A 690-nucleotide genomic window follows, 5' to 3' on the forward strand; every position below is an offset into this window, starting at 1 on the left:
GATGTCGTCGGCATAGGAGTCCGCGTAGAAGAAATAGCCGATGTCGAGTTGCTTCAGATATTGATAGCCGTTGAGCTGCTCATAGTAGGTGTAGGTGACGCTCTCGAACTTGCCCTCGTCCTGGGGGCTGAGCACCGCGACCGCGTCACCCCGGAAGTACGAGCCTGTCATCGCGACGATGTGCACGCGGTCGCGCGAAATGAACTCGCCCAGATGAAGGCCGAGCTTGTTGTCGGGATTGGCCGAGACATGGTGGAACTCGTCCACCGCGATCAGCCGGTCATCGAAGGCCGCGATCCCGAATTTGTCGACCGCGAAGCGGAACGTCGCATGGGTGCAAACGAGCACCTTGTCACCGCTCTCAAGGAAGGCGCCGAGCCCATTGACCTTGCCGCCATTGTCGTTGCCCGGCGCATCGCACAGGTTCCACTTCGGCTCGACGTGCCAGTCTGCCCAGAAGCCGTGCTTGCTCAACGGCTCGTTATGAAAGCTGGAGCCGATGGACTTTTCCGGCACCACGATGATCGCCTGCTTGATGCCCTGGTTGGCCAGCTTGTCGAGCGCGATGAACATCAGCGCGCGGCTCTTGCCCGAAGCCGGCGGCGATTTGATCAGCAGATATTGCTCGCCCCGCTTCTCATAGGCGCGCTCCTGCATCGGCCGCATCCCGAGTTCATTCGCCTTCGTCGA

1 protein-coding gene is annotated in these 690 nt (G+C 60.6%); it reads right to left on the reverse strand.

Features of this window, described 5'->3' with window-relative positions:
• On the reverse strand, window positions 1-690 hold a 690-nt coding region (locus tag DM995_RS19965), incomplete at both ends, for a DEAD/DEAH box helicase (RefSeq protein WP_198669527.1).

This window comes from Blastomonas sp. UPD001 (genome assembly GCF_003426715.1).
Lineage (GTDB): Bacteria > Pseudomonadota > Alphaproteobacteria > Sphingomonadales > Sphingomonadaceae > Blastomonas.